Here is a 24,073-nt window from a genome sequence, read left to right on the forward strand (position 1 = left end):
GTGTCTGTGAAATACCGAGGTGCCTGCATCGCGGGCAAGCCCGGCTCCCACACAAGCCAGCGCCCACATTGATTGCACTCTGACATTACTTTTGTGGACGTTTGTAGACCAGTGGCACGCCCAATTCCCTAAACACTGACTTACCGCAGCATCTCTGTAACATTCTGCAATGATCATCAACGACATCCTCCCCACACTGGATGCTCCGGCATGGCCACCCCTTCCCTGACTGCCTCCACCACCGCCTCACACGCAGACCCCAAACCCCGGCTGGACAAGAAACCCGGCCTGGTGACGGTGATCATCTTCTTCGCCGTGCTCGCCATGGGCCTGCTGTTTACCGCCTACAGCCTGATGCACGACATGCACGAGCTGGGCACGGTGGTCACCACCTGGACACCGTTTCTGCTGCTCGGCGTGGCGCTGTTGATCGCCCTGGGCTTCGAATTCGTCAACGGCTTCCACGACACCGCCAACGCAGTGGCGACGGTGATCTACACCAACTCGCTGCCGCCACACTTTGCAGTGGTGTGGTCGGGCTTTTTCAACTTCCTCGGCGTGCTGCTGTCCAGCGGCGCCGTGGCGTTCGGCATCATTGCCCTGCTGCCGGTCGAGCTGATTTTGCAAGTGGGCTCCTCGGCCGGTTTCGCGATGATCTTCGCCTTGCTGATCGCCGCGATCCTGTGGAACCTCGGCACCTGGTGGCTGGGCCTGCCGGCCTCGTCTTCGCACACCCTGATCGGCTCGATCATCGGCGTCGGAGTGGCGAACGCCTTGATGCACGGGCGTGACGGTACCAGCGGCGTCGATTGGAGCCAGGCGATCAAGATTGGTTATGCGCTGCTGCTGTCACCGCTGATCGGCTTCGCGTTTGCCGCCTTGCTGTTGCTGGCGCTTCGCGCCTTTGTAAAAAACCGCTCGCTGTACAAGGCGCCCAAGGGCGACACCCCGCCGCCGTGGTGGATTCGCGGCATGCTGATCGCCACCTGCACCGGCGTGTCCTTCGCTCACGGTTCAAACGACGGCCAGAAAGGCATGGGCCTGATCATGCTGATCCTGGTCGGCACCCTGCCAATGGCTTACGCGCTGAACCGCACCATGCCGGCCGAGCAGTCGTTGCAGTTTGCGGCAGTGGCCGAGGTGACCCAGGTCGCCTTGATGAAAAGCGCACCGCAAGCACTGCCGGGCGACCCACGGCCGATCCTGTCGACCTACGTGCGCACCAAGGAAGCCACACCGCAACTGATACCCGCCCTCGCCGCCCTGGCAGGCCAGATAGGTGACGAAGTCAAAGGCTACGGCTCCCTGGCCAAAGTCCCCGCCGAAGCGGTAGGCAACGTGCGCAACGACATGTACTTGACCAGCGAAACCATTCGCCTGATGGACAAGGACAAGGTCGGCAGCTTCGACGCCGACACCCAAGGCAAGCTGAAGCTGTTCAAGGAACAGATCGACAATTCCACGCGCTTTATTCCGCTGTGGGTGAAGATCGCCGTGGCCATCGCTCTCGGCCTGGGCACCATGGTTGGCTGGAAGCGCATCGTGGTAACGGTGGGCGAGAAAATTGGCAAGACCCACCTGACCTATGCCCAAGGCGCCTCGGCCGAGACAGTGGCGATGCTGACGATTGGCGCAGCGGACATGTTCGGGTTGCCGGTGTCGACCACCCATGTGCTGTCGTCCGGTGTGGCCGGGACCATGGTGGCCAATGGCGGGGGGTTGCAGATGAAGACCATCCGCAATTTGCTGATGGCCTGGGTGCTAACGTTGCCGGCGGCGATTCTGTTGTCGGGCAGTTTGTACTGGCTGTTCACCCAACTGTTCTGACACAACACTGTTAAAAACTGTGGGAGCGGGCTTGCTCGCGAAGGCGGTGTGTCAGTACCGAATAGGCTGGCTGACACACCACCTTCGCGAGCAAGCCCGCTCCCACATAGGTCCTATGTGTTTTCAGGGAGTGAATAAACCGCCCATTATTTTCAGCCGCTTCTTGTACACCCGCCGCGCCTCCAATGCCTCCTCAAGCGTCACCGCCACAAACCCCGCCCGCTGGTTCGGCTGCATCTGCCCGATCAAATCCAGATCCGCACTGATCACCGTGCCAATCATCGCGTAGCCACCGCCCGAGACCGCATCCCTGTGCAGCACAATCGGCTCCAACCCCGCCGGCACCTGGATCGAGCCAATGGGGTAGCAACTGTCGACGATATTCGACGGGTCCGAGCCCGCGCCAAACGGCTGCTCACGCGGCTGAAAACTCAACGCGCTGCCGCCCTTGAAGCGATAGCCGATGCGATCCGCCTCGGAGCCCACTGTCCACGGTTCGGCAAAAAAGCTGCTTTTCGCGCCGTCAGTCAGCCGGTCGTAATACAGCCCCGGTACCACACGCAAGGTCACATCGCCGCCGACTGAGCGACGCAGCGCCATCGGCAAACTGTTGCCCGCACGCCCCAGCCCGCAGGCCTGGCCGATCGGCAGTTCATCGCCCGCCTGCAAGCGCCGTCCCTGAAACCCGCCAAGCGCGCCGAGGGTGTACGTCGAGCGGCTGCCGAGCACCAATGGCACATCAATGCCGCCCGCCACTGCCAGGTAGGTGCGCGCGCCCGCCTTGGGAAATTCAAAGCGCAGCACCTGCCCGGCGCGCACCTGGAACGCGGTGTCCTGATGCACCACATCACCGTCCAGGCGTGGCGCCATCAGCGCACCGCTGAGCGCCACCAACGCGTCCTGTTGAAACAGCAGCTCAGGCCCGATCAAGGTGCATTCCAGGCCGGCCGCACCCATCGGGTTGCCCACCAGGTGGTTGGCCGCGCTCAAGGCGTATTGGTCCAGCGCACCCGAGGGCGGGATGCCCAAGTGGTAATAGCCTTCACGACCAAGGTCCTGCACAGAGGTGGCGAGGCCGGGTTTGATGACTTTGATCATGTCAGCGCCTCCTGCAGGGTTTTCGGATAGCCAACGGGGTCGGCAATAAAGGCGTCGAGGGAAAATTCCACCGGACGGATGCGCAAGTCGAAACGCCCCGCGTCCACCTCGGCGACCGCCAGGTCATAGGCGTCGCGGTCCAGCGGTTTGAACTGCACGATGTCTCCGGGGCGGAAGAACACCATGTGCTCCTTGAGGTACGCCAACTGCTGCGCCGGGTCGTAGATGGGCGCCGGGGTCACGCCGAACATCTGGTAACCCCCGGCGCCGCGTACCGAGTAAATACAGCCAAAGCAGCCGCCATGCCCGAGGGTCAATTTGGGTGTGTCGGTGCGCGGGCGCAGGTACTTGGGCACCTGCAATTGCCGTTCGCGCTCAACCATCTGGAACATGAACGGCAGGCCTGCGACAAAGCCCACCATCGACACAAACCACGGCGCGCCACTGTGGGCGGCGATAAACGCGTCGACATCGGCCAGGCCGTTGATGCGCGCAGCGTATTCCAGGTCTGTGCCCGTGGGGTCTTGGTGACGGTCGCGAAAACGCATCAGCGTTTCGTGGGTCCAGGGGTCGTTGTAGAGCACCGGGATTTCAATGATGCGCGTGTGCAACGTGCGCTCGGCCACGGCCTGGGCTTCGGCGCTTTGCACGGCGTCGAGCAGCACGTGTGGCGCGATGCGGTCGGGGTCGAAGCGAATCTGAAACGACGCATTGGCCAGGCACACATCCAATACGCCGTCCAGCGCCAGACGCTCCACGGCGCGGGTCACGGCCATGCCTTTGAAAAAGGCCTGCAGGGACATGCTGTCGCTGACCTCGGCAAACAAGTGTTCATCACCGCCGAAGCTGTAGCGGATGGGGGACGTTTCAGCCATGTCTGTTCCTCTTGGAATCATTGTAGAAAGGCAGGCAAAAAATCATGTGTGTGTGTGTGCATGCTTTTTGTTGGGGTGAGCGCATGTTGTTGTGGCGAGCGGGCTTACTGTTGCCAGTGGGTTTACTGTGGTCAGTGGGCTTACTGTGGTCAGTAGGCTTACTGTGGTCAGTAGGCTTACTGTGGCGAGCGGGCTTGCCCCGCGTTGGGCTGCGCAGCAGTCCTTAAATCAGGCGACCGGGTGCTACCTGACACGACGCGGCGTTTATTGGGGCGGCTTCGCCGCCCAACGCGGGGCAAGCCCGCTCGCCACAGTAAGCCCGGCTACCACAGTAAGCCCGGTTGCCTCAGTAAGCCCGGTCGTCTTAGTAAGCCCGGTTGTCTCAGCAAGCCCGCTCGCCCTCAGAGAGTCCTCTCGCCCCAACACGTCCACTCGCCGCTGTGACTATGATGCCCGCCCGGTCCAACGCTTCGCGGGTGGCCTCGACCAACTCCAGCGCGCCGGGCGTGTCGCTGTGCAGGCAGATGGAGTCGAATGCGATAGGCAGGTCTTCGCCCTCTACCGTACGCACCAACCCCGTCTGACAAGCCCGCAAGACCCGCGCCGCGACCGTTGCAGGGTCAAGCGCCCGCACATGGCGGGTAAACACGATGGAGCCGGTCAGGTCGTATTCACGGTCAGCGTAAAACTCGCGCACCACAGGCTGCCCGAGTTCCTTGGCAACGCGCCAGATCACCGAGTTGGGCATGCAGTACAGCAACAATGTCGGTTCGATCAGTTGCAGGTTTTGCACCAGCAAGCGCGCGGCCTCTTCGTCGCGAGCCAGGTGCATGTAGAGCGCGCCGTGGGGCTTGATGTGTTGCAGGGGCACGCCTTGGGCGCGGGCGATTTCGCGCAGGGCGCCGAGCTGGTAGAGCATGTCGTCCACCAGTTCCTGCGCCGGTGCGTTGATATGCCGACGGCCAAACCCCACCAAGTCACGAAAGCCTGGGTGCGCGCCGATGGCCACGCCGAGTTGCTTGGCGCGCGCAACGGTGCGGCGCATGGTACCGGGGTCGCCGGCGTGGAAGCCGGTGGCGATGTTGGCTGAGCTGATGTAAGCCATCAGTTCAGCATCCACGCCATCGCCGATGGTCCAGGGGCCGAAGCCTTCGCCCATGTCTGAATTGAAATCCACTGCCTGCATCGGTGTCGCTCCGCCAAAGGTGATGCCAGGAAAGTAGGCTGGCGCTTGACCCCTTGGGAAGATCTATTATCAGATGGCCCATCTTCTGAAAATCAGATAAAGCCATGTCCTTGACCTTGCGCCAAGTTCGCTACTTCGTCGCCACTGCCGAGATCGGCCAGATTTCCCAGGCGGCCATTCACTTGAACATCTCCCAGTCGGCGGTGACCACGGCGATCAAGGAACTGGAAGCCATGCTCGGCGTGCAGCTGTTTGTGCGTTCGGCTCAAGGCATGAACCTGACCGATGCCGGACGGCACTTTCTCAACCGTGCCTATGTGATTGTGCGCAGCGTGGACGACGCGCTGAACAGCCCGCTGCCGGATTACCGCGCCAGCGGCGTGCTGCGCGTGGCGGCCAGTTACACGGTGCTCGGCTATTTCCTGCCGCATCACTTGCAACGCATGGAACACTGGCACCCGGACGTGACCATCGAGGTGTTCGAGCAGGAGCGCCAAGCCATCGAACACGGCCTGCTCGACGGTCAATTCGACATGGCCGTGGTGCTCACCGCCAACCTCACTCACCCGGATATCGTCTCCGAGATCCTGTTCAATTCGGAACGCCGCCTGTGGCTGCCCAGCCACCACCCGTTGTGCGAACGCGGCGCCGTGAGCCTGGCCGATGTGGCGCAGGAACCTTACATCCTGCTCACCGTCGACGAGGCCGAACACAGCGCCATGCGCTACTGGGAACAGGCCGGACAAACGCCCAAGGTGCGGCTGCGCACCAGCTCGGTGGAGGCGGTGCGCAGCATGGTTGCCAATGGCAGCGGCGTGGCGATTCTGTCGGACCTGGTGCACCGGCCCTGGTCCCTGGAAGGCAAGCGCATCGAGACGCTGACCGTGACCGACCCAGTGACGCCCATGAGCGTCGGCCTGGCCTGGCACCGCGAGCGCGCGTTCACACCGGCGATGCAGGCGTTTCGGGATTACTTCCACGATGCTTTCCTGGCACCGCAGCAGTTGTCGGCGCGGCGTTAAATCTGGGCTTGCACGGTGGCGGCGAGCCAATCCATGAACACCCGCACGCGCTGTGGCAAATGCCGCTGCCCGGCATAGAGCAACGACACGTCCAACGCCGGCGCGGGGTAGTCAGGCAACACGGCCACCAGTTCACCGCGCTCGAGTAAATCGCGAATTCCCAGGACCGGCACCTGCGTGATGCCAAAACCGCCCAGGCACGCCGACTTGTAGGCATCGGTGCTGTTGACCGTGACGCGCCCGGCCATCGGCACGCGGTGCACTTTGTTGCCCTGCTGGTATTCGAACCCCGGCGAACGCGAACCCAATGGCCGCACGTAATGCACCAATTGGTGATGCGCCAGGTCGGCCAGGGTCTCGGGCTTGCCATGGCGCCGAACATACTCGGCGCTGACGCAGTTGATCATCGGCATGCTGCACAGCAGGCGCGCCACCACCGACTGATCAGGCTGCGCGCCGACGCGCAACACGCAGTCGAAACCTTCGGCGAGCAGGTCTACCTGACGGTCGGTGGTGCTGATTTCCAACTCGATCAAGGGGTGGGCGTGCATGAATTCGGGCAGGCGCGGCAGGATCAGGTCCCGCGCCATGACGTTGGGCATGTCCACGCGAATGCGCCCGGTCAGTTGCGCTTCATCCTGACGAAACAGGCCTTCAAGTTCTTCCATGTGCGACAGCAAATCCTTGCTGCGCTCATACAGCACGCGCCCGTCCTGAGTGGCCTGGACCTTGCGCGTGGTGCGCTGCAACAGGCGCGCGCCGAGTAATTCTTCGAGTGCCTGCACGTGCTCGGACACCGTGGAGCGCGGCAGCCCCAGGCTCTCGCCCGCCTGGGTGAAACTCGACAGTTCGGTGACCCGCACGAAGGTGCGCAACAGCTCAAGCTTGTTCATGGGATTGTTCGCCTTATCCGGCCAGTGATTCCGATAGCGCCTTGTTTATCACGTTACGAGCGGACAAATACACTCAGTCCCACTGATCACACACGAGGACTGCACCATGACCCGTAAAATCGCACTCATCACTGGCGCCAGCCGCGGCCTGGGCAAAAGCGCGGCGCTGCACCTGGCGGCACAGGGCGTCGACATCATCGGCACCTACCACAGCGCCGCAGCCGAAGCCCAAGCGGTGGTGGAACAGATTCAAGCGCTGGGTGGCCGTGCTGCCATGTTGCAACTGGATGTCAGCCAAAGCGGCACCTTCAATGACTTCGTCGGCGAGGTCAGCACAGTACTCAAGGATGTTTTCGCACAGGATCACTTCAATTTTCTGATCAACAACGCCGGCATCGGCGCTCACGCCAGCTTCGCTGAAACCACCGAAGAACAGTTTGACCGCCTGGTGGCCATCCACTTCAAGGCGCCGTTTTTCCTCACGCAAAAGTTGCTGCCGCTGATCAGCGATGGCGGGCGCATCATCAATATCTCCAGCGGCCTGGCGCGGTTCAGCCTGCCAGGGTATTCGGCGTATGCCTCGATGAAGGGCGCGGTTGAAGTGCTGTCGCGCTACCAGGCCAAAGAGTTGGGCCCGCGCGGCATTACCGTCAACGCCCTGGCACCGGGCGCCATTGCCACCGACTTCAGCGGCGGCGCAGTGCGCGATAACCCGGACGTCAACGCAATGGTCGCCAACAACACCGCGCTGGGCCGTGCCGGTTTGCCAGACGACATCGGCGGCGCGATCTCGACCTTGCTGGCCGATGGCAGCAACTGGATCACCGGGCAGCGCATCGAAGCGTCGGGCGGCATGTTTCTGTAGGCATTGTGCGCTAGCATCAATGCCTTCAAGTCACAGACAGGCAATCACCGATGAGTTTCGATCCAGGTTTGGCCGGCGGCATGGGCGTATTGGCAGCCGTGGTCGACAGCGGCAGTTTTGCCCGCGCCGCCGACAGCCTGGACATGACGCCTTCGGGGGTCAGCCGGGCGATTTCGCGCCTGGAAAAGCGCCTGGGGATTCGCCTGTTCGACCGCACCACGCGCTCGGTGCAACTGACCGACGAAGGCCGACGTTTTTATCAGCAAATCGCGCCGTTGCTGGCCGGTCTTGAAGAAGCCGCCAGCTCCGCCGCCGACAGTGCATTGACCGTGCGCGGGCGCTTGCGGGTGAACATCGACCCGTACTTCTCGCGCCTGGTATTGGGCCCGGTGCTGGGCGATTTCATGCGGCGCTACCCGCAACTGCAGTTGGACTTGCACACCCGCGACCAACTCGGCGACCTGGTCGCCGACGGTTTTGACGTGGCAATTCGCTTCGGCATCCCACAATCCTCCTCGCTGATCGCGCGCAAATTGATGGAAGTGCGCGTGCTCACCGTGGCCTCTCCCGCTTACCTTGAGCAATACGGCCGACCGGCCACGCCACAAGACCTGGAAACCGGGCATATGTGCCTGGACTTTCGCGACTCGCAAACCGGGCGCCCGTTTGCCTGGGAGTTCCACCGCAAGGGCGAGCAAGTGATCGTGCGCACCGACGGTCGCTTGGTGGTCAACGACGCCAGCACCTTGTACAGCGTGTGTGAACACGGGCATGCGGTGGCGCAAATGCTCGACCTGGGCCTGACGCCGGCGCTCGATGCCGGCAGCCTGGTGGAGTTGTTTCCCGACTGGCCGGACGAGCGTTTTCCGCTGTACGCCTACTACCCGTCGCGGCATTTGCCCGCCGCCAAGGTGCGGGCGTTTCTGGAGTTTGTCGCCTCGCTCAAGCTTGGCTGACCAGCCGCCGCTGTAAGAACTTTTCCCGCAGCACGTCATAGCCCCAGTGATACACATAGGTGTACGGCAGGAAGAACAGCAGCACGCCGATGTCGAGAATAAACGCCTGCATCAGGCTGATGTTCAGCCACGCGGCGATCAACGGCACGCACACCAGAATCAGGCCGCCCTCGAACATCAGCGCGTGCAGCACACGCGTCCAGCCGTTGTTGGCGAGCTTGCAGCGTGCCTTGAGGCGATCGAACAGGCCATTGAAAATCACGTTCCAGGTCAGCGCCATCAGGCTGATTGCCAGGGTGACCATGCCCATCTCCAGGGCGGGCTTGTCCATGATCCATGCCAGCAACGGGGTACAGATCAACAACGCCAAACCTTCAAAACCAATGGCCTGGCAAACACGTTCAGTAATCGACTTGGTAGGGTTCATGACCCGGCTCCGTGAGTGACGACGGTTGCCATGATTACCCTTTGAATCGATACTTCATAACTAATAACCATCGATCAAGGCGATAGTCATGGCCTCTCATGAAGTGCTGCAGGCGTTTGTCCAGGCGGCCACCCAAGGCTCGTTTTCCGCCGCGGCGCGCAAGTTAGGCAAGAGCCAGTCCACCGTAAGCGCGGCGGTCGCGAGTCTGGAGATTGACCTGGACGTGGTGCTGTTTGATCGCAGCAGCCGCAAGCCAACGCTCACGCCCGCCGGCCATGTGTTATTGCAACGGGCCGAGCAGGTGTTGGAAGCCAGCAGCCGCCTGGAGCTGGCGGCGAGCCAGTTGGCAATGGGTTTGGAGCCGAAGTTGAGTATCGCCATGTCCGATACGTATCAGTCGGAGCGTTTCGAGCTCGCGCTTAAAGCGTTTGAACAACGCTACCCGGACCTGGAGCTGGAATGGCTGATCGCCGAATGCGAAGACCTGATCGCCCTGGTGCAAAGCGGCCGCGCGCAGATTGCCTTGATCGAAGCCCAGGAGGTTTACCCGCCCGACCTGACCCGCGCGCCCGTGGCAGAGCGTACGGAAATCGCCGTGTTCGTGGCCCCCACTCATCCTTTGGCCAACGTGCAAAACCTTGACCCGCAGGCCTTGCAGCAACACCGCGAATTGCGTCTGGCCAGCATCATCAACCCCAACGAAACCCGCCCGACCGGCCGTGTGTGGTCGGCGCCGAGTTTTCTGATGCTGATGGAAATGGCCCAGCTCGGTTTCGGCTGGGCGGCGCTGCCGCGCTGGCTGGTGGAGCGATTTGGGAATGCCGGGCTGGTGGAACTTGAGGTGCGCAGTTGGCCACGTTCGGTGGCGGTGGATGCGCTGTGGTCACGCCAGCACCCGCCGGGGCCGGCGGGGAGTTGGATGTTGGGGCAGATGTTGGAGTGATTAATTGCAGGCGATAGAGATCCAAATGTGGGAGCGGGCTTGCTCGCGAAGGCGGTGGGTCAGTAAAAAATGCGCTGACTGGCACACCGCTTTCGCGAGCAAGCCCGCTCCCACATTGGAACTGCTTCGAACAGGAGATTTGTGTCACGCCGCAGAGAGCTGTGGCGGCCGATTGTTCTGGAAATATTCATGCAAGGCGCGCAATGCAGGCAGCTCCAACGCCTGCGCGGCAAAGCACAACCCCACGCGCCGCGTCGGTGCCGGCAGGTGCCATTCGCGAATCACCACCCCGGCCCGCTCGGCGGCCATCGACTGCGGCAACATCGCCACGCCCACACCCGCCGCGACCATGTGCAGTGCCTGGGTCAACGAACCGGCATGCCCGGCCACTGCATGCGGCGAACGGCCGTACAGCGCCATCAAGCGTTGGTGCGAATCGTGTTGTGGGCAGGTGATCCAGTCTTCAATCGGCGCCCAGGCCTGTGCTTTACCGGCGTGTGCCATCGGGTGTGCCTCGGGCAATGCCATCACGTAGGACTCCTCCCAAAGCGGCAGGAACAGCTCGTCCTCGCAGCACATTTCCTCCACGGCCAAGCGCCCGTCGCCTTCGCAACCTTCCTGCAAGGTCAGCAGCAAACCCGGCAGGCCGTGGTGCGCCATACGCAGGAAAGTCTCGATCTGGCTGTCGGCAATATCGCACTCCACGCCCAGCTCCAGGGCGATGCGGTTTTCGCGCCCGCGAAACAAACCGCTCAAGGCGTCCGCTTCAGCGACCATGCGCCGCGCCTGCGGGTACAGCACCCGGGCCTCGGCACTGACTTCTACACCCCGCGGTTGGCGCACAAATAACGCCACACCGAGTTCGTCTTCCAGCTGCTTGATGGTCACCGACAGCGTCGGTTGGCTGATAAACAAACGCTGGGCGGCCGCGGTGATGTTGCGTTCTTCAAACACCGCGAGAAAGGCCCTGAGGTGACGCACATCCATAGCTTTATCCGATGGCAGACAGAGGAATAAGGCATTTTTCAGCCTCGGCGGCGGTAAATATACTGCGCCGACCGTTCAGTTATCGATATTTCTTATTCCAGGAGTGCATTCATGAGCAAGCCACTGATCATCATCACCGGTGCCAGTTCCGGTATTGGCGAAGCCACCGCCCGCCTGTTGTCGGCCGCCGGCCACCCACTGCTGTTGCTGGCGCGGCGCATAGAGCGCCTGAACGACCTGGCGCTGCCAAACACCTTGAACCGCGGCGTCGACATCACCGACCGCGCCGCGCTGGTTGCCGCCGTTAAAGAAGCCGAGGCGCAATTCGGCCCGGCCGACGCGCTGATCAACAACGCCGGGGTCATGCTGCTGGGCGCCGTCAGCGAGCAAGACCCGCAGCAATGGGAGCAGATGCTCGACGTCAACGTGAAAGGCTTGCTCAACGGTATCCATGCGGTGGCCGGCAGCATGGTCGCGCGCAAGGGCGGCACGATCATCAACGTCAGCTCGGTGGCCGGGCGCAAGACCTTCCCGAACCATGTCGCGTATGTCGGCACCAAGTTCGCGGTGCATGGGATTTCGGAAAACCTGCGCGAGGAATTGTCGCCAAGCAACGTGCGGGTAATCACCATTGCGCCGGGTGCGGTGGAAACTGAACTGCTCAGCCACACCACTGATGAGGCGATCAAGACCGGCTACCAAGCCTGGAAACAGGACATGGGCGGCACCGTGTTGAGCGCCGATGATGTGGCTTCGGCGATTGCCTACGCCTACCAGCAGCCGCAGCATGTGTGCATTCGTGAGATTGTGTTGGCGGCTACTCGTCAGCAGCCTTAACCGAAAAAACTGCAAACACCCCTGTTGAATGTGGGCGCAGGCTTGCCGGCGATGTCGGTATATCAGGCTGTCAATCTGTTGGCTGATACACCGCTATCGCAGACTTGCCAGCGCCCACAGTGTTGATCCTTACCGTCTGATGGTTTTGAGTTCGGCCAGGCGCCGCTCTAAAAAGCGCTTTTCTGGGGTTTGCTGAGTCAGTGACAGGGCTTTTTCGTACGAAGCACAGGCTTGCTCGGTACGCCCCAACTGCCGACAAAACTCCCCGCGCGCCGAATGTGCCCAGTGGTAATCCAGCAACTCGCCTCGCGCAAAAATCGCTTCCACTGCCTGCAGGCCTGCCCACGGTCCATCGCGCATGGCCAGCGCCACCGCGCGGTTCAACTCGATCACCGGCGACGGCACAGCCCTGAGCAACACGTCGTAGAGCCCGACAATCTGCGGCCAGTCCGTTGCCCCCGCGCTCGACGCTTCGGCGTGCACCGCCGCAATGGCGGCTTGCAGGCAATACGGGCCAAAACGCCGTGTGCTCAACGCCTGCTCCACCAGCGCGCAGCCTTCAGCAATCAAGGACGCGTCCCACAACCCACGGTCCTGTTCATCCAGCAACACCAGCTCGCCGTCGGCCGAGGTGCGCGCCGCTCGGCGTGACTCGTGCAATAGCATCAGCGCCAGCAGGCCGATGACTTCCGGCTCTGGCAGCAGTTCCACCAGCAGGCGTCCCAGCCGAATGGCTTCGCGGGTCAGGTCCTCCCGCGTAAGGTTCGCGCCCATGGACGCCGAATAGCCCTCGTTGAACACCAGGTAAACCACGCGTAACACGCTGTCCAGGCGCTCGGGCAATTCGTCGCGGGACGGCACCTGATAGGGAATCCCTGCTTCGCGAATCTTGGCCTTGGCGCGCACGATGCGCTGGGCGATGGTGGTGGGCGTGGCGAGAAAGGCGCGGGCGATTTCTTCGGTGGTGAGGGCGCAGATCTCACGCAAGGTCAGCGCCGCCTGGGCGTCAGGCGCCAGCGCCGGGTGGCAGCAGGTGAACATCAGGCGCAGGCGGTCGTCTTCCACGTCGTCCTCATTCCACTCGGCCGCCTCCAGCGCGTCGGCCTGCTCCTGCAACAAGGGGGTAAAACGGGCCTGGCGGCGCAGGCGGTCGATGGCTTTGAAACGACCGGTCGAGACCAGCCAGGCGCGTGGATTGCTCGGCACACCGTCGCGCTGCCAGCGCTCGACCGCGACGAAGAACGCCTCGTGCAGGGCTTCTTCGGCGAGGTCGAAATCACCGAGCAAACGGATCAGCGTGGCGAGCACGCGGCGTGACTCGCTGCGGTAGATCGCCTCGAGTTCAGGCGTCAATCGGGCATGCCCTGGGTCACCAGCGTCACCAGGCGATCGAGGCTCTGGCCCCAGCCGTCATGAAACCCCATGGCTTCGTGCGCCTGTTTATCGGCTTCGCTCCAGTGCATCGCGCGAGCGGTGTACAGCGTCTTGCCTTCGACCTCTTCGAAGGTCACTTCGGCGGTCATGAACGGCTTGCCCGACGGCACCCAGCCTGGCGCGTAAGCATCGGTAAACACCAGCCGGCTCGGCGCCTGGATCTCCAGGAACACGCCTTGGGTCGGGTACTCGGCGCCATCCGGTGCGCGCATCAGGGTACGAAACAGGCCACCGACCCACAGGTTCATTTCGCACTCGGGCGTGGTCATGCCGTGGGGTCCCCACCATTGTTGCAACAAGGCAGGTTCGGTCCAGGCGCGAAACACACGGTTACGCGGGGCGTCGATCAAGCGGCTGATGGACAGTTCAAATTCGGCAATTGGCGTTGTCATGGGATAAACCTCTTGTGCTTGTTGTTTTCAGAGATTCAATTCACGCACGGGGCGTACTTCCACACTGCCGACCCTGGCTGCCGGTATGCCACCGGCCACCTGGATCGCTTCGTTCAAGTCCTTGGCCTCGATCAGGTAAAACCCGGCAAGCTGCTCCTTGGTTTCGGCAAACGGCCCGTCGGTGATCGACAACTTGCCATGGCGCATGCGCACGGTGGTGGCGGTGCTCACTGACTCCAGTGGCTCGGCGGCGAGCATGCGCCCACTGGCCTGGATTGCCTCGGCGTAGGCAAAACACTCGGGGTCCGCAGGGCTGTCCGGCGAGGTGTGCAACACCTGCTCGTCGCTGTAGATCAGGCAGAGGTACTTCATGGGCGTCTCCGTTTTCGGACTACTGACTATAGTTGGTGGCGGTCAGGGTTTCAGGTCGAACAATGCGCTGCCGCTGCCCATGTCGAAGGGCGCCGACCAATGCTCATGCACCACGCGCCATTGACCCTCGATGCGCTGGTAACCGGCGGTCACCCGCATCCAGCACGCCTTTACCACGCCATCGGGCCCGGCGCCGCCGCAATGGGCCAGCCAATGGGCAAACGCACTCTCTGGGGCCTCGACGATATGCAGCTCATGAAACTCGAAAATACCGGGGCCGGGGCAATGCTTCATGCAGTCTTCCCAATGCGTGCGGTAGGCCGCCCTGCCCTTGAATTGCAACGCGGTGACGGCGTCGAACGCGACGATATCGTCGGCGTAAAAGCTGACAATTTTATCGATATCACGGGCCAGCACGGCCTGCTGCCATTCATCGATCAGACGGGTGATTGCAGTGCTCATGGCGATACTCCTGAGGGTGGAAAATCACGAGGGACACCCTTAGTCGAACGCGCTTTGGGTAAATCGACAACGCGCTGAAAAATAATTTCGCCACGCGCAAACCCGCTAGAATCCACGCCTCTTTGTAGGATTTGGTATGCGCCCTCGATGGAAACTCGCCTCGTGCCCTATGAGACGCTGAGCCTTGTGCAAAAACAGCAACTCGACACCCTGCAAGTGCATCCCGAGCAACTGGCGTATTCAGGCGATATCTACTGCGCGCTGAACAGCCTGTTGGTCAATCCCAACCCCAACGCCATCAAAGGCTTCGCCCTGCTCGCCGATGACGTTCCCGTCGCTTTCCTGCTGCTTAAACGCCCGCCCTGCCTGCCTCATTGGGCCGATGAACACAGCGCCACACTGCATGCGTTGCAGGTTGATCGGCATCAGCAGGGGCGTGGGTTCGGCAAAGCCTGTTTGCAGGCGCTGCCGGCGGCGGCCCTGCAAGCGTGGCCGCAGATCAAAGCGTTGGAGTTGTCGGTGGACGCGCAGAATGTGGCGGCGATGGGCCTGTATCTGGCGGCGGGCTGGGTCGACAGCGGCGAGGCGTACAAGGGCCGGATTGGCCACGAGCGCCGGCTGGCGTTAGTGTTTTGAAACGATAAGGAGGTGGTGAACATGCTGACAACCCTGGAACAACTCGAAACCCTCTACGGCCTCCCCCACGAGCGGGCAGTGCGCAAGGAGATCCCGTTTCTCAACGAGGATTACCAGGCCATGGTGCGGGCGTCGCCGCTGGTGGTGGTCAGTTCATCCGGGCCGGAGGGCATCGATGGCTCGCCGCGCGGCGATGTGCCGGGGTTTGTGCGGATTGTGGATGAGCGCACCCTGGCGATCCCGGATCGGCCGGGCAATAACCGCCTCGATACCCTGCGCAACCTGGTGCAGGACCCCCGCATCGCATTGCTGTTCATCATCCCGGGCATTGGCGAGACCTTGCGCGTGAATGGCCGAGCGCAAATTTGCATCGAGCCCGAGTTGCTGGAGAGTTTTGCGGTGAATGGCAAGCCTGCGCGCTCGGTGATTCTGGTGCAGGTGCAAGCCGCGTATTTCCATTGCTCAAAAGCGTTTGTGCGCTCGGACTGCTGGAACCCCGAGAAGCACCTGGACCGTTCGGCATTACCGTCGGCCGGGGCGTTTCACAAGCGGCTCAATGATGGGCAGTTTGACGCCGAGGCGTATGACCGGGAGATGCCGGAGCGGGTCAAGGCCACGCTGTATTGAAGGATCTGTGGGGCCGGAGCGCCGGCCCCTGTGATTCATCAGGCTTTCTTTTCGACCGGCATCCAGATCTCGACGGAACCCGTGCCTTTGCGTGCATCAAAATCCGCGCTGTAGCGCTCGAAATCCGCCCCGGCCACTTTGTAGCCCGAGTGTGGCAACCACTCGAACATGATGCGCTCGTAGGTCTGCTCAAGCGCTTGCACCGGGCCGTGGTGCGCAAATACTGCGTAATGACGGGCAGGCAATTCAACCGACTGGAAATTGCTGGGTACATCGCTTTTGGCCGGCACTTCAACGCCGGCCAGATAGTCGAACTCGCCTTGCTTGGCGTTGTAGCACACGCCGTATGTCTGGCGGTCAACGCGCTTGCTGATGTCTTTGATGTTGTTGTCGAGCACTTCCCACAACTTGGGAATGTCCCCCACGGTGGCTTTGTCGTAATGGCCCTTGAGCCCGGCAATCACCAGGGCTTTGCCCTCTTCCAGGCGTGGCTGCAACGGTAATTTTGTCTGCTGATCCATCTGAACAGTCTCCTTCTTGTGAGGGCACAAACCCGCATCGAGTATAGGGGCTTATTGACGCCTCACCCCAATCAGAAATTTTTCCTGCGCCATCTGGACAACTGGCCATCATCGACCGTATTGTCTGCCCCGCAGGCCACCGCAGTGGCCGACGTCGCTCGGACGGTTCCGGGCGCTTACGTACTCTTGAGGCAACAATGGCAGACCAAGGTTCGCCGCGCCGCTTTGCGCGCATAGATCGACTCCCCCCTTACGTTTTCAATATCACTGCCGAGCTGAAGATGGCTGCGCGTCGGCGCGGCGAAGACATCATCGACTTGAGCATGGGTAACCCTGACGGCGCCACGCCTGCACACATCGTGGAAAAAATGGTCACCGTCGCCCAGCGTGAAGACACCCACGGCTACTCCACCTCCAAAGGCATTCCGCGTCTGCGCCGGGCGATCTCGCGCTGGTACAAGGACCGCTATGAAGTGGACATCGACCCGGAAACGGAAGCCATCGTCACCATCGGCTCCAAAGAAGGCCTGGCGCACTTGATGCTCGCCACCCTCGACCAGGGCGACACCGTGCTGGTGCCCAACCCGAGCTACCCGATTCACATCTACGGTGCCGTGATTGCCGGTGCCCAGGTGCGCTCGGTGCCGCTGATTCCGGGGGTGGATTTTTTCGCTGAACTGGAACGCGCCATTCGTGGCTCGATCCCCAAGCCGAAGATGATGATCCTCGGCTTCCCGTCCAACCCCACCGCGCAGTGCGTGGAGCTGGACTTCTTCGAACGGGTGATCGCCCTGGCCAAGCAGTACGACGTACTGGTGGTGCACGACCTGGCCTACGCCGACATCGTCTACGACGGCTGGAAAGCCCCGTCGATCATGCAGGTGCCGGGCGCCAAGGACATTGCGGTGGAGTTTTTCACCCTGTCCAAGAGCTACAACATGGCCGGCTGGCGCATCGGCTTCATGGTCGGCAACCCGGAGCTGGTCAACGCGCTGGCGCGCATCAAGAGCTACCACGACTACGGCACCTTCACCCCGCTGCAGGTGGCAGCGATTGCGGCGCTCGAAGGCGATCAGCAGTGCGTCAAAGACATCGCCGAGCAATACCGCCAGCGCCGCAATGTGCTGGTCAAGGGCCTGCATGAACTGGGCTGGATGGTTGAGAACCCGAAGGCGTCGATGTACGTCTGGGCCAAGATTCCCGACGCGTATGCCGCCATGGGCTCGCTGGAATTTGCCAAGAAACTGCTGCTGGAAGCCAAGGTGTGTGTGTCGCCGGGCATCGGCTTTGGTGAGTATGGGGACGATCATGTGCGCTTTGCGCTGATCGAAAACCAGGACCGCATTCGCCAGGCGGTGCGCGGGATTCGCGGGATGTTCCGCGCGGATGGGTTGGTAGCCAAAACCGGGTCATAACTTGGTCAACACTGTGGGAGGGGGCTTGCCCCCGATAGCGGAGTGTCAGTCACTGCATCGGGTGACTGGTCCACTGCCATCGGGGGCAAGCCCCCTCCCACATTTGTTTTGCGGTGAACCTGTTACACCACCATCGACAGCAACATGATAAAGATCAGCGCCACCACCGACAGGATGGTCTCCATCGCTGTCCAGGTCTTGAACGTCTCGACCACGGTCATGTTGAAGTACTGCTTCACCAGCCAGAAACCCGCATCGTTGACGTGAGACAACACCAGCGAGCCTGCGCCCGTCGCCAACACCAGCAGCTCACGGTTAACCCCTGGGATCATGCCCACCACCGGCACCACGATGCCTGCGCCGGTGATGGTCGCCACGGTCGCGGAGCCAGTCGCCACGCGAATCACTGCCGCCACCAGCCACGCCAGCAAAATCGGGTTGATCTGCGCGTTCACGGCCATGTGGCCGATCACATCACCCACGCCGCTGGTCACCAGCATCTGCTTGAAACCGCCGCCGGCGCCGATGATCAAAATGATCGCAGCGGTCGGCGCCAGGCTGGCGTCGAGCAGCTTGAGGATCTGCTTGGAATGAATGCCCTGGCGATGGCCAAAGGTGTACAGCGACAACAGCAACGCCAGCAGCAACGCGGTGATCGGGTGACCGATCATGTCCATCCAGTTACGAATGGCGTGGCCGTCCGGCAGCGCGACGTCAGCGAAGGTTTTGAGCAGCATCAGGAACACCGGCAGCAGCACGGTGATCAGGGTAATGCTGAAGCTCGGCAGGTCTTTGGACTCCGGCTCGCGGGCCAGTTGATCGACCAGCTCCTGGGACGGATTGCCCGGAATGTACTTGGCGATAAACGTACCGAAAATCGGCCCGGCAATGATGGCGGTCGGCAGTGCGACGATCAGGCCGTACAGGATGGTCTTGCCGATGTCCGCGCCAAACACGCCGATGGCCAACAGCGGGCCCGGGTGCGGTGGCACCAGGCCGTGCACGGCCGACAGGCCGGCGAGCAGCGGGATGCCGATTTTGATCAACGACACGCCGGTGCGGCGCGCGACGATAAACACCAGCGGGATCAGCAACACAAAACCGATCTCGAAAAACAGCGGGATGCCCACCAGGAACGCGGCGAACATCATCGCCCACTGCACTTTCTCTTTGCCGAAGGCGCGGATCAAGGTCTGCGCGATCTGATCGGCGCCGCCGGACTCGGCCATCATTTTGCCGAGCATCGTGCCCAGCGCGAGGATGATGCCGACAAAGCCGAGCACGCCGCCAAAGCCGTCCTGGAACGCCTTGATGATCTTGTCCACGGGCATGCCCGAGGTCAGGCCGAGAAAGCCGGCCGCGATGATCAGTGCAATGAACGGGTGCACCTTGAACTTGGTGATCAAAAAGATCAGCCCGATGATAGTGACCACTGCATCTAGCAGCAGGTAAGACTCGTGGGACATGCCAAACATGGGGGGTCTCTCCTGTTTGTTGTTGTTATTAAAGCGGGTGTTGAATTTCCTGCCGGGGATAGCGCTATCTTTTCCGGCAAAAAATTAATGGGTTGGTTCAAAGCCGTGTTGCAGCCACCAGGCATTGGTTTGCTCGGCCAGGTCCTCGACGCTGTCTTCGCTGGCGTTGAGCGCCAGGGTCAGCGGCTCGCCCACGGGCGATTCAAGGGTGGCGAACTGGCTGTCGATCAGGCTGGCCGGCATGAAATGGCCGGGGCGATGGGACACGCGGTCGGCGGCCACGGCGCGGGTCAGCTCCAGGAATACAAAGCCCAGGCCCGGCGCGGCTTCGCGCAGGTGGTCGCGGTATTTTTTCTTCAGCGCCGAACAGGTCAGCACCGGATGCTCGCCGGCTTTGAGCGAGCGACGCAGTTCATCGCACAGGATGTCGAGCCAGCCGGCGCGGTCGTCGTCGTTGAGGGGATGGCCGGCGCTCATCTTTTCGATGTTCGCGGCGGGGTGAAAGCTGTCGCCTTCGATGGCGGTGGCGCCGTTCAGGCGGCACAGGGCTTCGCTGACGCTGGACTTGCCACAGCCAGAAACACCCATGATGACCAGGGCGGTAACAGGTTGACTCATGAAACACCTCAGGACGCAGATAGCGCTACCTTCGCACGCTGTAAGGCTAGTGCAAAAACAGGCTTTTCCCGCGCCGACTTGTCATTTTTATGGAGTGACGCGTGCATCCTCTCCAACACCGTTGAACCGGATCAGGCAACCCTGCGTTCAAGAATTTGCAGCCTTTTGGAGACAGCGCTACCTTAGTGCCTCGATTTTTGTTTGGCAACCGCCTGATGACCTCCAAGAACGATAAAAATACCCGCACCACCGGTCGCCCGACCCTCAATGAAGTAGCCCGCCTGGCCGGCGTCAGCCCGATCACCGCCTCCCGCGCCCTGCGTGGCATCAGCACCGTGGCCACCGAGCTGGTGGAAAAAGTGCAATTGGCCGCCGCCGAACTCAACTACGTGGTCAACCCCGCCGCCCGCGCCCTGGCCTCGGCGCAAAGCCACTCGGTGGTGGTCATCGTGCCGTCGCTGTCCAACCTGCTGTTTATCGAAACCCTGGAAGCCATCCACCAAGTGCTGCGGCCCAAGGGCTTTGAAGTGCTGATCGGCAACTCTCACTATTCGCGCGACGAAGAAGAAAACCTGTTGCGCAACTACATGGCCTACCAGCCACGCGGGTTGCTGCTGACCGGCTTTGACCGCACCGAAAGCGCGCGCCGGATGGTCGAGGCGAGCAATGTGCCGTGTGTGTACATGATGGACCTGGACCCGAATGCCGGCGTGAACTGTGTGGGCTTCTCGCAATTGGCCGCGGGTGAAACGGCGGCGGCGCATCTGATCTCGCGTGGGCGCAAGCGCCTGGCCTACATCGGCGCGCAATTGGACCAGCGCACGTTGCTGCGCGGCGAAGGTTTCCGCCGCGCGCTGCAACAGGCCGGCATGTATGACCCGGCGCTGGAATTGCTGACGCCGCGCCCCTCCTCCGTGGGTTTGGGTGGCGAGTTGTTTCTACAGTTGCTGGCGGCGCATCCGGAGGTGGATGCGATTTTCTTCGGCAACGACGACCTGGCCCAGGGCGCACTGCTCGAAGCCCTGCGCCACGGCATCAACGTGCCGGAGCGCGTGGCCGTGTTGGGTTTCAACGACTTGCCCGCCTCTTCTTTCATGGTGCCGCGCTTGAGCAGCATCAGCACACCGCGTGAAGCGATTGGCCGGCGCTCGGCGGAGCACCTGTTGACGATCATGGCCGGCAACAAGATCGCCAAGCCGGTGGTGGACATGGGCTTTGAGTTGCAAGTGCGCGAGAGCACCTGATTGTTGAAGGCCAGACACACTCAACGTGTGGGAGCTGGCTTGCCGGCGATGGTGGAGTGTCAGGCAACGATGTGTTGACGGACTCACCGCTATCGCAGGCAAGCCAGCTCCCACCTTTTTTACCGTGCCCGCTTGAGATGTAGGACGCCTGTAGGACGCGGCTGACATTGCGGTCAGCGCCTTGCCCGGCTGCCTACGCTTACGTCAGAATCCGCCGGCTTGTGCGCTTGGGTGGTGGTCTTTAAGGTTTGCCGGTCGCTGAATTTCTCGGTGATCGGGTTTAGTAGCCCTACTTTTGGACACTCTTAGTGCATGAGCCTCATCTGAGTTTGATGGCGGCTGTGCGTAGGGCATCTTCGGGTGCGCCGGCTTTGAGTGTCCACCGGTCTACTAACCTGCGTACAGCTGCCACCCCTCGTTTAGTAGCGATCCGGCGGCGGCCTGTTTCCAGGACGCTCAAATGATCAAAGAAACTGAAAAACCGGTAACTACTCTTTTCACCATCACGCCCGATACACCCATCGAGTCCCTACTGATCAACAGCTACGAAACCGTGTGTTCCGTCAGCGCCTTGTTGCTCGACCTGTCCGATGACCTCACCGGCAAGCACCGCGACATAGCCCTCGCCATTCACCAATTGAGCGAGCTATCAGTGCTCATGGTAGGCAAAGCCATGGACCAGCACACACCGCGCACCTAACGCCTAGCTCGGTTTAAAAATGTGGGAGCTGGCTTGCCTGCGATGGCGGCGGGTCAGCTATAAATGGGCTGACTGACCCGCCGCCTTCGCGGGCAAGCCCGCTCCCACCTTTACCGTGCCCACTTGAGGGCGAGGTTAATCCGCTGAAGCCAGCATGTTCACCAATGCCGACGCCCCCTTATGCAACGGCTGATTTTTCAACCACACCGCATTCACCACCATGGCCAGCCCGTTCTCGATGTTCTTGAAGTTCAAGCGCCGCAAGCGCCCCGCCGCCAACAACGGCGCCACCACCGACTGCGGGAAGTTGCCCCAACCCAGCCCGGCTTCCACCATTTCCAGCGCCATGCCCAGGGTGTCGGTCCGCCAATAGGATTGCCCCACCAGGGGTCGACAATCGCTGAGAGGCAAGTCCCGGCCGGCCACCAGAATCTGTCGCACCCGCACCAAGTCTTCCAAAAACGGCTCACCGCCCGCCTGGGGGTGGCGCGGGCTGATACAGGCCATCAGTTGCTCGCTGCCGACAAACTGAAACCGCTCCAGCACATTCACGCTCAAGCCCGCATAGGCCAGGCACAGCTGTACCCGGCCGCTGTGCAGCAGCTGCAAAGCGTCATCTTGCGGGGCGGTCAGCACTTCGATATCAAGCAACGGGAATTGCTCACTGAGCTCGCCAATGGCGGCCAGCAGGCGGCGCGTATTGATGTCGGCCCCCACGCCAATCGACAGCTTGCTCTCCAGCCCTTGGGACAGCTGCAACGCATGCACCTGCAACTGTTTGAGTTGCTCGGCCATCAGCCGTGCATGGGGAATCAACGCCAGCGCCAGGTCGGTGGGCACCGGCTCGCGGTGGCTGCGATCGAACAACGGGTAACCCAGCTCAGCTTCAAGGTTGGCAATGCCCATGCTCACCGCTGAAGGCACTTTGCCCAACGCCCGCGCCGCCGCCGAAAACGAGCCACGCTCCACCACCGCCAGGAACAACTGGACACTGTCACTGGTAAAACTCATCGCGCCACCTATCAATAAAACTGAAATCTTCTGACTTTTAGTATCAGCCAAACTGACGCTATCGTCTGCGCCCTCTGACGTTCCTGTCACGTAAAAAAGAGGAAGTGCTATGCAAGGCGTGAAACGCAAATTGGTGTATGTGTCGCTCTATGAGCTGATCGGCATGACCTTCTCGGCGCTAGGGCTGGCGCTGCTGTCGGGCACTCACCCGTCCAGCACAGGGCCGTTGGCTGTGGTCATCACGACCATCGCGGTCACCTGGAATTTCATCTACACCTCACTGTTCGAGCGCTGGGAAAGCCGTCAAGCCGACCGCACGCGCACCGTCAAACGGCGGATTGCCCACGCGGTCGGGTTTCAACTGACGCTGATCGTCTTCCTGATTCCGCTGATCGCCTGGTGGATGAAGGTCAGCCTGGTCCAGGCGTTTGTGCTGGACCTGGCGTTGATCCTGTTCATTCCCTGCTACACGTTTGCCTTCAACTGGCTGTTCGACCGCACCTTCGGTTTGCCCGCGTCGGCGTTGCCGGTCACAACCGCGTAGCGTCGAAGGTTTACCCCTGATAGATTCCCATGGGTCATCTCCATCGTCAGGGAAGTACCATGGGACACTCACTGAAAATCCTCGGCCGCACGTCCTCCATCAACGTGCGCAAAGTGCTCTGGACCTGCCAGGAACTGGGCATCGACTACGTGCGCGAAGACTGGGGCATCGGTTTCAAACCCACCCAGTCGGCCGAATTCCTCGCCCTGAACCCCAACGCCCAGGTGCCGGTGCTGATCGACGACCACGGCGTGCTGTGGGAATCCAACACCATCTGCCGCTACCTGATAGGCCTTTACCAGCGCCACGACCTGTTGCCCGCCGAACCGGCGCCACGCGCTCGGGTCGAGCAGTGGATGGACTGGCAAGCCACCGAACTCAACCGCGCCTGGGGCGATGCGTTCACCGCTCTGGTGCGCAACAACCCGGACGGTCTCGACCCGGCGCAGATAGTCGCCGCCGTGCGGGTATGGAACGACAAGATGGGCCTGCTGGAGCAACAGCTGGCCAAGACCGGCGCCTACGTGGCTGGCGACGAATTCACCCTCGCCGATATCCTCATCGGCCTCTCGGTGCATCGCTGGCAGAACACCCCGATGGAGCGCCCGCCCTACCCCGCAGTGGCGGCCTACTACCAGCGCCTCAGCCAACGCCCGGGCTTTCAGACCTTCGCCCTTGGCGGTCATAACTGAAACAAGGACACCAC

27 protein-coding genes are annotated in these 24,073 nt (G+C 61.7%); 13 read left to right on the plus strand and 14 right to left on the minus strand.

The genetic code is table 11. The features are described 5' to 3' along the window. The first annotated feature begins 210 nt into the window (after positions 1-210). Positions 211-1,827, plus strand: coding sequence for an inorganic phosphate transporter (locus tag C4J83_RS23550; protein ID WP_119741548.1), 1,617 nt, complete (start codon positions 211-213; stop codon positions 1,825-1,827). Between the two features lie 123 nt (positions 1,828-1,950). On the opposite strand, the gene C4J83_RS23555 is transcribed toward C4J83_RS23550, so the two are convergent. From C4J83_RS23555 to C4J83_RS23565, 3 genes are all read right to left on the minus strand, one after another. Then, positions 1,951-2,925: a 5-oxoprolinase subunit C family protein gene (locus C4J83_RS23555; protein WP_124418311.1), complete on the minus strand. Its 975-nt coding sequence runs from the start codon at positions 2,923-2,925 to the stop codon at positions 1,951-1,953. Next, positions 2,922-3,800: a 5-oxoprolinase subunit B family protein gene (locus C4J83_RS23560; RefSeq protein ID WP_124418312.1), complete on the minus strand. Its 879-nt coding sequence runs from the start codon at positions 3,798-3,800 to the stop codon at positions 2,922-2,924. Before C4J83_RS23560 ends, C4J83_RS23555 begins: the two co-directional genes overlap by 4 nt. Positions 3,801-4,182: 382 nt before the next feature. Further along, positions 4,183-4,986 (minus strand): 5-oxoprolinase subunit PxpA, encoded by an 804-nt coding sequence (locus tag C4J83_RS23565; RefSeq protein ID WP_124418313.1) that lies wholly within the window; start codon positions 4,984-4,986, stop codon positions 4,183-4,185. 104 nt (positions 4,987-5,090) lie between these two features. On the opposite strand from C4J83_RS23565, the gene C4J83_RS23570 reads away from it, so the two are divergent. After that, the gene (locus C4J83_RS23570) at positions 5,091-6,008 is read left to right on the plus strand and encodes a LysR family transcriptional regulator (protein ID WP_124418314.1); all 918 of its coding nucleotides are present in this window, start codon (positions 5,091-5,093) and stop codon (positions 6,006-6,008) included. Here the strand turns inward: C4J83_RS23570 and C4J83_RS23575 are convergent. Next, on the minus strand, positions 6,005-6,901 hold the full coding sequence (locus C4J83_RS23575; protein WP_119741538.1) for a LysR family transcriptional regulator: 897 nt from the start codon (positions 6,899-6,901) through the stop codon (positions 6,005-6,007). The genes C4J83_RS23570 and C4J83_RS23575 overlap by 4 nt on opposite strands. Positions 6,902-7,007: 106 nt before the next feature. On the opposite strand from C4J83_RS23575, the gene C4J83_RS23580 reads away from it, so the two are divergent. Then, on the plus strand, positions 7,008-7,766 hold the full coding sequence (locus tag C4J83_RS23580) for an SDR family NAD(P)-dependent oxidoreductase (protein WP_124418315.1): 759 nt from the start codon (positions 7,008-7,010) through the stop codon (positions 7,764-7,766). A 50-nt stretch (positions 7,767-7,816) separates the two neighbouring features. Then, positions 7,817-8,722 (plus strand): LysR family transcriptional regulator, encoded by a 906-nt coding sequence (locus tag C4J83_RS23585; protein WP_106578490.1) that lies wholly within the window; start codon positions 7,817-7,819, stop codon positions 8,720-8,722. Here C4J83_RS23585 and C4J83_RS23590 read toward each other — a convergent pair. Then, positions 8,709-9,149, minus strand: coding sequence for a multidrug/biocide efflux PACE transporter (locus C4J83_RS23590; RefSeq protein WP_106578489.1), 441 nt, complete (start codon positions 9,147-9,149; stop codon positions 8,709-8,711). The two genes, C4J83_RS23585 and C4J83_RS23590, sit on opposite strands and share 14 nt — an antisense overlap. Positions 9,150-9,237: 88 nt before the next feature. Here C4J83_RS23590 and C4J83_RS23595 point away from each other — a divergent pair, with 88 nt between their 5' ends. Next, on the plus strand, positions 9,238-10,092 hold the full coding sequence (locus tag C4J83_RS23595) for a LysR family transcriptional regulator (protein WP_119741536.1): 855 nt from the start codon (positions 9,238-9,240) through the stop codon (positions 10,090-10,092). A gap of 144 nt (positions 10,093-10,236) precedes the next feature. Here C4J83_RS23595 and C4J83_RS23600 read toward each other — a convergent pair whose 3' ends face one another. Continuing rightward, the gene (locus C4J83_RS23600) at positions 10,237-11,079 is read right to left on the minus strand and encodes a LysR family transcriptional regulator (RefSeq protein ID WP_124418316.1); all 843 of its coding nucleotides are present in this window, start codon (positions 11,077-11,079) and stop codon (positions 10,237-10,239) included. A 111-nt stretch (positions 11,080-11,190) separates the two neighbouring features. Between C4J83_RS23600 and C4J83_RS23605 the strand changes: the two genes are divergently transcribed. Further along, on the plus strand, positions 11,191-11,916 hold the full coding sequence (locus C4J83_RS23605; protein ID WP_106578486.1) for an SDR family oxidoreductase: 726 nt from the start codon (positions 11,191-11,193) through the stop codon (positions 11,914-11,916). Between the two features lie 129 nt (positions 11,917-12,045). Here C4J83_RS23605 and C4J83_RS23610 read toward each other — a convergent pair whose 3' ends face one another. Genes C4J83_RS23610 through C4J83_RS23625 form a run of 4 tightly spaced genes read right to left on the minus strand, consistent with a single transcriptional unit; the run spans position 12,046 to position 14,576 of the window. Then, complete coding sequence (locus C4J83_RS23610) at positions 12,046-13,269, minus strand: RNA polymerase sigma factor (protein WP_124418317.1); 1,224 nt, start codon at positions 13,267-13,269, stop codon at positions 12,046-12,048. Next, a complete protein-coding gene (locus tag C4J83_RS23615) occupies positions 13,266-13,742 on the minus strand; it encodes an SRPBCC family protein (RefSeq protein WP_106578484.1) in 477 nt (158 codons plus the stop codon). Before C4J83_RS23615 ends, C4J83_RS23610 begins: the two co-directional genes overlap by 4 nt. Positions 13,743-13,769: 27 nt before the next feature. Continuing rightward, on the minus strand, positions 13,770-14,114 hold the full coding sequence (locus C4J83_RS23620; protein WP_106578483.1) for a YciI family protein: 345 nt from the start codon (positions 14,112-14,114) through the stop codon (positions 13,770-13,772). 42 nt (positions 14,115-14,156) lie between these two features. Continuing rightward, positions 14,157-14,576 carry a YybH family protein gene (locus C4J83_RS23625; protein WP_124418318.1) on the minus strand — a complete coding sequence of 140 codons (420 nt, stop codon included), beginning with the start codon at positions 14,574-14,576 and terminating at the stop codon, positions 14,157-14,159. Between the two features lie 147 nt (positions 14,577-14,723). Between C4J83_RS23625 and C4J83_RS23630 the strand changes: the two genes are divergently transcribed. Together C4J83_RS23630 and C4J83_RS23635 are read left to right on the plus strand one after the other, a co-directional pair. Next, complete coding sequence (locus C4J83_RS23630; protein ID WP_124418319.1) at positions 14,724-15,212, plus strand: GNAT family N-acetyltransferase; 489 nt, start codon at positions 14,724-14,726, stop codon at positions 15,210-15,212. 21 nt (positions 15,213-15,233) lie between these two features. After that, entirely contained in the window at positions 15,234-15,839 is a 606-nt protein-coding gene (locus C4J83_RS23635) for a pyridoxamine 5'-phosphate oxidase family protein (RefSeq protein WP_119741528.1), read from the plus strand. Between the two features lie 38 nt (positions 15,840-15,877). On the opposite strand, the gene C4J83_RS23640 is transcribed toward C4J83_RS23635, so the two are convergent. Further along, positions 15,878-16,360: a GyrI-like domain-containing protein gene (locus C4J83_RS23640; protein ID WP_106578479.1), complete on the minus strand. Its 483-nt coding sequence runs from the start codon at positions 16,358-16,360 to the stop codon at positions 15,878-15,880. Positions 16,361-16,557: 197 nt separating this feature from the next. Here C4J83_RS23640 and alaC point away from each other — a divergent pair, with 197 nt between their 5' ends. Beyond that, on the plus strand, positions 16,558-17,775 hold the full coding sequence (alaC, locus tag C4J83_RS23645) for an alanine transaminase (protein WP_106578478.1): 1,218 nt from the start codon (positions 16,558-16,560) through the stop codon (positions 17,773-17,775). A gap of 122 nt (positions 17,776-17,897) precedes the next feature. On the opposite strand, the gene C4J83_RS23650 is transcribed toward alaC, so the two are convergent. Both C4J83_RS23650 and C4J83_RS23655 read right to left on the minus strand, forming a co-directional pair. Beyond that, positions 17,898-19,250: a GntP family permease gene (locus tag C4J83_RS23650; RefSeq protein WP_106578477.1), complete on the minus strand. Its 1,353-nt coding sequence runs from the start codon at positions 19,248-19,250 to the stop codon at positions 17,898-17,900. 84 nt (positions 19,251-19,334) lie between these two features. Continuing rightward, positions 19,335-19,868, minus strand: a complete 534-nt coding sequence (locus tag C4J83_RS23655) for a gluconokinase (protein ID WP_017139216.1) — start codon at positions 19,866-19,868, stop codon at positions 19,335-19,337. Positions 19,869-20,080: 212 nt separating this feature from the next. On the opposite strand from C4J83_RS23655, the gene gntR reads away from it, so the two are divergent. Then, the gene (gene gntR / locus C4J83_RS23660; protein ID WP_164487999.1) at positions 20,081-21,112 is read left to right on the plus strand and encodes an HTH-type transcriptional regulator GntR; all 1,032 of its coding nucleotides are present in this window, start codon (positions 20,081-20,083) and stop codon (positions 21,110-21,112) included. Between the two features lie 460 nt (positions 21,113-21,572). After that, the gene (locus C4J83_RS23665; RefSeq protein WP_124418320.1) at positions 21,573-21,812 is read left to right on the plus strand and encodes a DUF6124 family protein; all 240 of its coding nucleotides are present in this window, start codon (positions 21,573-21,575) and stop codon (positions 21,810-21,812) included. A gap of 135 nt (positions 21,813-21,947) precedes the next feature. Here C4J83_RS23665 and C4J83_RS23670 read toward each other — a convergent pair whose 3' ends face one another. Continuing rightward, positions 21,948-22,823, minus strand: coding sequence for a LysR family transcriptional regulator (locus C4J83_RS23670; RefSeq protein ID WP_119741524.1), 876 nt, complete (start codon positions 22,821-22,823; stop codon positions 21,948-21,950). Between the two features lie 109 nt (positions 22,824-22,932). Between C4J83_RS23670 and C4J83_RS23675 the strand changes: the two genes are divergently transcribed. Then, the gene (locus tag C4J83_RS23675; RefSeq protein ID WP_124418321.1) at positions 22,933-23,367 is read left to right on the plus strand and encodes a PACE efflux transporter; all 435 of its coding nucleotides are present in this window, start codon (positions 22,933-22,935) and stop codon (positions 23,365-23,367) included. Positions 23,368-23,426: 59 nt separating this feature from the next. Next, positions 23,427-24,059, plus strand: a complete 633-nt coding sequence (locus C4J83_RS23680) for a glutathione S-transferase family protein (RefSeq protein ID WP_106578473.1) — start codon at positions 23,427-23,429, stop codon at positions 24,057-24,059. Positions 24,060-24,073: the final 14 nt, after the last annotated feature.

It is taken from the genome of Pseudomonas sp. LBUM920 (assembly GCF_003852315.1).
Classification (GTDB): domain Bacteria; phylum Pseudomonadota; class Gammaproteobacteria; order Pseudomonadales; family Pseudomonadaceae; genus Aquipseudomonas.